The sequence below is a fragment of the uncultured Mucilaginibacter sp. genome (genome assembly GCF_903913935.1).
In the GTDB taxonomy this organism is placed as follows: domain Bacteria; phylum Bacteroidota; class Bacteroidia; order Sphingobacteriales; family Sphingobacteriaceae; genus Mucilaginibacter.
In genome coordinates this window covers 1-5,573 of sequence record NZ_CAIWNH010000146.1, presented here as the reverse complement: position 1 = coordinate 5,573, position 5,573 = coordinate 1, and the positions used below count along the sequence as shown (strand labels likewise).

The following is a 5,573-nucleotide window of genomic DNA, read 5'->3' as shown; positions in this document are numbered from 1 at the left end:
TCACAATTTTTATTTCATTTTACCCCCGCAGCAGCGAAAGCAGCGAAAGGGATTTTTTGCAGGAGGAGATAGCAGCAAGAAACATCCTTAAAAAAGACGTGGCCAAATCCCTTGCTATTTTACCGCATCATTTTAGCGGGATCTTCGCAGGAAAAAGAAATATATCGGCCCGTTTCGCTGTAAAACCCGAAAAACTATTCGGCATCAGTTCCCATTACTGGTTAGGCCTGCAAATGGAATATGATCTGTTTGTGGCCAAACAATTAGAAGCGCAGTTATAATACTGAGTAAATATCCATTGCAGCAGCGACGTATGACAATCATTTCAACCACCGCTTATTCCACGCCGGCGCTTCGCCAAACATGATCTTGTGAAAGCGCATTAATGATCGTTTGATGTCTTCAGGATGATCGCCACCATAATTTTTGCCATTATAAGTTACCCACCAGTAAATATCCAAAGCTGCAATATTTTCTGATAGCATCTTAACCGGCCACCGTTGACGCCTCGGACTTTTCCATTCAGATTCAGTGCCTGATATAATGGCTGTTTTAAGGCCAAGCAAGCCTTCTTTTATGGGATAACCGGGTATTTTTTCTCCGGATGAGCCGATGTGCACCAGGGTGACCCTGCCATTTTTCAATTCATAAACTACATAAACGCCATCCCTATCGTCGGGCGCATTACATACTTCGTCAAGCAAATCGGTGGGTTTAAAAAAGAAGTGACCTTGTTTTTTGTACTTATCGAGGATGTCAAACATGATTGAGCGTTTTTCAAAAGTACGTTTATCAAGTAAAGATATTGTAAAGTGACGGGAATTAACAAGCTAATCCTAACAATATATTCGGATGAAGTTTACAGTAGACTTTGGTTAATAATTTACCTACTTTAGATCAGCATTTTATAAGCGGCTTAACCATTCAACTCACCCTTTACCTATAGTTTATGATCAAAGCATTATTAACGATCGCCTGTGTGTTTTTTGTGAAGTTCACTTTCGGGCAAACCTACGCTATCATTGCCGATAAAATGATCGACACAAAAAATGGTAAAGTGCTGCAAAATCCAACCGTTATTGTCTACAAAAACCATATTACCGGTATCAACTTTAATAATCAAATACCTGATTCGGCCATCACCATCAATTTAAAAGGCTATACCCTGCTTCCTGGTCTAATGGACATGCATACGCATATATTAGCCGACGGCGGTGATTATGATAAAGACCTTTATAGCCATTCGCCCGCTTACCGGTCGTTAAGGGCGGTAAAATACCTTGCTGCACTGCTCGATCGCGGCGTTACTACTATCAGGGACGTTTGTACCGAGGGCGCTGGCTTTTCTGATTATGATATCAGCCGGGCCGTTGATTCGGGGTTTATTGCAGGTCCATGGGTGATCCCTTCAGGCAAAGGCATCGCGGCAACGGGCAGGTACCTGCCGTCAGGCACCGACCAGAATTGGGAGCTGCCCCTGCCATCGGGTACGCAGTTTGCCACAGGGCACGATGAATGTGTAAAAGCGGTAAGGGAACAAATTTCACACGGCGAAAAGTGGATCAAGCTATATGCCGATTGGGGTACGCCGACATTTGACTATGAGGAGATAAAAGCAATAGTAAGCGAAGCCCGGAAATACGGCGTAAATGTAGCAGCCCATGCCACCAGCAAACAAGGCATTAAGATGGCCATAGATGCCGGCGTAAGGTCAATTGAGCATGGCGATGCCTTTAATGATTCACTCATTAACCTTGCCCTGGCGCATCACGTGTTCTGGTGCCCTACCATCACGGTGTATGAATATTATCATGAGCCGATGGATACAGTTTATAAATATTTAAACAGGGCTTATAAATTAAACCTGAAAATAGTGATGGGCACAGATATAGGTAGTTTCCCATGGATGGTTAATGATGTAAAGGAACTGGAATATTATGTAAAAAGAGCGGGTTTTTCGCCGATGGACGCTATCAAAACCGCTACCGTTAATTCAGCGGAGCTTTTAAACAAATCCGACAAACTGGGCCAGATCAGCGTATCCTTTATCGCCGATATTATTGCCGTAAAAGGTAACCCGGCCGATGATATCACGCTGCTGCAAAACGTGGGTTTTGTAATGAAAAGTGGCAAAATCATTAAAAGCCCGGTAACAAAATGATTGCCGGTAAATTATCTGCTGCCGCGGGTTTCGCGCAGCGATGCAGGCAAGTCACCTGTATTTACTGTATTCGGATTCCGTACCCGAATACCATAATAACCAGGATGAATACAGCCGTGATATTATCCTGGCGCATATCGATTCTATCCTGAAATATTTGCAGCGCTTTTATAAAAGGCAATTTTTAAATCGTACCGATCTTTCAGGCAAAGTGGTTTCAAAATTTAAAAAAGTGATTGACGCTTATTTTGACAACGGCTCGTTACAGCAAAAAGACTTGCCTTCGGTAACCAGTATGGCCTCCCTGCTCAATTTATCGTCGCGTTATTTAAGCGATGTGCTAAAACAGGAGACGGGTAAAGCGGTGATGGAACTGATCCACATATTTTTAATTCCAGGCTGTTTAAAAAAGAAGTTGGCATTAGCCCCAATCAATATAAAAAGATGATTTCGGATTAAACCGGAATTTTCGCCGGCCCAGGCTCCTGCCATGGTATTACGCCGCCGGAGCGATCAAAACACAATCGTTCGCCCAATAAACAGGTAGTTCCGTTGGTACTATTGCCGCTTTCCCCCTATTACTCCGGAGGGAGTCGCCTGTTTATAGCAAAAATAAAACAGCTAATGGCTCCGTGAGGGCCTCACGATAGCCATTAATGCCCTGCCCCATATGCGATCAACTAAGAACTAATACCTAATTCTGCTATCTTAGCCATTCGTACCACACAAATGCAAAATGAGAACATTAACCTGTTTTTCCGCGGCTGTTTTACTTTGCAGCTTTGCCTGCGCTCAACAAATGAATACACAAAAACTCACTTACCCAGCAACCAAAAAGGTTGACACCGTAAACACCTATTTCGGCACCGCTGTGCCCGACCCCTACCGCTGGCTGGAAGATGACCGCGCCACAGATACCAAAGCCTGGGTACAGGACGAAAACAAGGTAACACAAAGTTATCTGTCGCAGATCCCTTACCGGGAAGCCATGCATAAACGCCTTTTGCAATTATGGAATTACGAAAAATACAGCGCGCCTTTTAAAGAGGGCCAGTACACTTATTTTTATAAGAACGATGGTTTGCAAAGCCAGGCCGTTTTATGGCGGCAGATTGGCGACGGCGCGCCTGAGGTTTTCCTTGATCCGAATAAATTTTCGGCAGACGGCACCACCTCTATGCAGGGCATCGATTTTACCAAAGACGGCAGCATGGCCGCCTACCAGCTTTCTGAAGGAGGCAGCGACTGGCGCAAGGTGATCGTCATCAAAACGGCGGATAAAGCGGTGGTTGGCGATACGCTTACCGATATTAAATTCAGCGGTATAGCCTGGCGTGGTAACGAAGGTTTTTATTACAGCAGTTATGATAAACCCAAAACAGGTTCGCAATTATCGGGCCTTACGCAGTTTCATAAGTTATTTTATCACCAGCTGGGCACACCGCAAAGCAGCGACAGACTGGTATTTGGCGGCGAACAAACGAAACGCAGGTACATCGGCGCTTATTTAACCGAGGACCAGCGTTTCGTGGTGATCACTGCCGCTAACGAAACCACCGGCAACGAGCTTTATATCCAGGATCTCAGCATCCCCGGCAGCCAGATCATCAACATAGTGGATAATTTTGACAATGAGCATTCTGTGCTGGATAATGTGGGCAGCAGGTTGTATATCCTTACCAACCTGTATTCTCCCAATTTTAAAATTGTTACGGTCGACGCGGCTAGCCCCAAACCTGTTTATTGGAAAGATTTGATCCCTGCCACAAAAAATGTTTTGAGCGCATCGACAGGCGGCGGTAAGATCTTTGCAGAATACCTGAAAGACGCCACCTCCTTTGTGGAGCAATTTGATATGGAAGGCAAGTTGGAACGTTCCATTGCGCTGCCAGGTATCGGCACGGCATCCGGTTTTGGCACCAAACACGGGGAAATGGATACCTATTACACCTTTACCAATTATGTATATCCGCCAACTATTTTTAAGCTGGATATTGCAACCGGTGCATCAACCGCTTATAAAAAATCAAATGTGCAGTTTGATCCCACCTTATATGTAAGCGAGCAGGTGTTTTATAAATCGAAGGACGGCACCAAGATCCCGATGATCATCACCTACAAAAAAGGCACGGTAATGAACGGCAGAAACCCCACGCTTTTGTATGCTTACGGTGGTTTTGGCGTCAGCCTTACACCGGCATTTAGTACCAGCAACATTATTTTATTGGAGCATGGCGGTATTTACGCGGTACCCAACCTGCGCGGCGGAGGCGAATATGGCGAAAAATGGCACAAAGCGGGCATTAAATTAAAAAAGCAGAATGTATTTAATGATTTCATCGCGGCGGCTGAATACCTCATCAAACATAAATATACCTCGCACGATTACCTGGCCATTGCAGGCGGATCGAACGGCGGCCTGCTCATTGGCGCCACCATGACACAACGGCCCGACCTGTGCAAAGTGGCCCTGCCGGCGGTAGGCGTAATGGATATGCTGCGCTATAACCAGTTTACGGCAGGCGCCGGCTGGAGCTATGATTATGGCACGGCCGAAGACAGTAAAGAGATGTTTGATTACCTGTACCACTATTCGCCTTACCATGCTTTAAAACCCAATAATTACCCGGCAACCATGGTTACCACAGCAGATCATGACGACCGCGTGGTGCCGGCGCATTCCTTTAAGTTTGCCGCCCGTTTGCAGGACTACCAGCAGGGCCCCGCCCCGGTGATCATTCGGATTGAAACTAAAGCGGGCCACGGCGCGGGCCAGAGCACCGAGCAGGTGATCAGCGGGCAGGTAGATAAATGGGCCTTTATGTTTTGGAATATGGGGGTGCAGTGGTGATTTCGGAATTCGGATTTTCGATTTCGGATTTGTTTTGATTGCGGAAGTCGGAATGCCGATTGCGGAATAATTTTGATTAGAAGTTATAAAAATGGAATTGTTTGCGGAGGATGTATCTGATGGATATGCTTTCCACCTAGTTTTTAACTGGTGGGAGATCGCTTTATTTACTTTGGTGATTGTTTTGGTGATTTATTTCATCAGGAAACGGCGTATAAAGTAAAATATAGCAGTCGTTAAATAAAATCGCGGCCGCGCGGAAGTCAAACGAAAAACAAATGATTATCAAAAAATTGCATCGATTTTGGCGAAAGTAAAATTAGAAAAGTTTTGATTATCAGCTACTTAGCCATTTATTGTGATTTTTTAAATTGCGGAACACGCTGACAATCAACATGTTTCACAATGTTCCATGTGTTCCGTGAGTCGTACTGGAAAAGGTTGTCACTTTTTTTTATAAAGTTAAGACTATTTGTTGCTTGTTTGTCGTGTTAGGATGTGGGGAACGCAGAGCGTTCTCCACATCCTAACACGTTTTTCTTTTTTTGCTTCTTTTTTTCT

At 44.8% G+C, this 5,573-nt stretch carries 6 protein-coding genes; 5 read left to right on the top strand and 1 reads right to left on the bottom strand.

The window, feature by feature from the left end; all coding sequences use genetic code 11:
* The coding region (locus QZY09_RS05520) for a hypothetical protein (protein WP_295669275.1) at positions 1-281 on the top strand (281 nt) is incomplete at its 5' end.
* A 39-nt stretch (positions 282-320) separates the two neighbouring features.
* Here the strand turns inward: QZY09_RS05520 and QZY09_RS05515 are convergent.
* Positions 321-764, bottom strand: coding sequence for a hypothetical protein (locus QZY09_RS05515; RefSeq protein WP_295669272.1), 444 nt, complete (start codon positions 762-764; stop codon positions 321-323).
* A gap of 185 nt (positions 765-949) precedes the next feature.
* Here QZY09_RS05515 and QZY09_RS05510 point away from each other — a divergent pair, with 185 nt between their 5' ends.
* The 4 genes from QZY09_RS05510 (at position 950) to QZY09_RS05495 (ending at position 5,235) form a co-directional block, all read left to right on the top strand.
* Positions 950-2,161, top strand: a complete 1,212-nt coding sequence (locus tag QZY09_RS05510; protein WP_295669269.1) for an amidohydrolase family protein — start codon at positions 950-952, stop codon at positions 2,159-2,161.
* A gap of 40 nt (positions 2,162-2,201) precedes the next feature.
* On the top strand, positions 2,202-2,609 hold the full coding sequence (locus QZY09_RS05505) for a hypothetical protein (protein WP_295669266.1): 408 nt from the start codon (positions 2,202-2,204) through the stop codon (positions 2,607-2,609).
* 351 nt (positions 2,610-2,960) lie between these two features.
* Positions 2,961-5,012, top strand: a complete 2,052-nt coding sequence (locus QZY09_RS05500) for a prolyl oligopeptidase family serine peptidase (RefSeq protein ID WP_295669278.1) — start codon at positions 2,961-2,963, stop codon at positions 5,010-5,012.
* Positions 5,013-5,103: 91 nt separating this feature from the next.
* Positions 5,104-5,235 (top strand): hypothetical protein, encoded by a 132-nt coding sequence (locus QZY09_RS05495; protein WP_295669263.1) that lies wholly within the window; start codon positions 5,104-5,106, stop codon positions 5,233-5,235.
* Positions 5,236-5,573 lie beyond the last annotated feature (338 nt).

Coding starts and splice junctions, on each gene's coding strand:
- QZY09_RS05515 (WP_295669272.1), bottom strand. CDS start 764: ATGTTTGACATCCTCGATAAGTACAAAAAACAAGGTCACTTCTTTTTT.
- QZY09_RS05510 (WP_295669269.1), top strand. CDS start 950: ATGATCAAAGCATTATTAACGATCGCCTGTGTGTTTTTTGTGAAGTTC.
- QZY09_RS05505 (WP_295669266.1), top strand. CDS start 2,202: ATGCAGGCAAGTCACCTGTATTTACTGTATTCGGATTCCGTACCCGAA.
- QZY09_RS05500 (WP_295669278.1), top strand. CDS start 2,961: ATGAATACACAAAAACTCACTTACCCAGCAACCAAAAAGGTTGACACC.
- QZY09_RS05495 (WP_295669263.1), top strand. CDS start 5,104: ATGGAATTGTTTGCGGAGGATGTATCTGATGGATATGCTTTCCACCTA.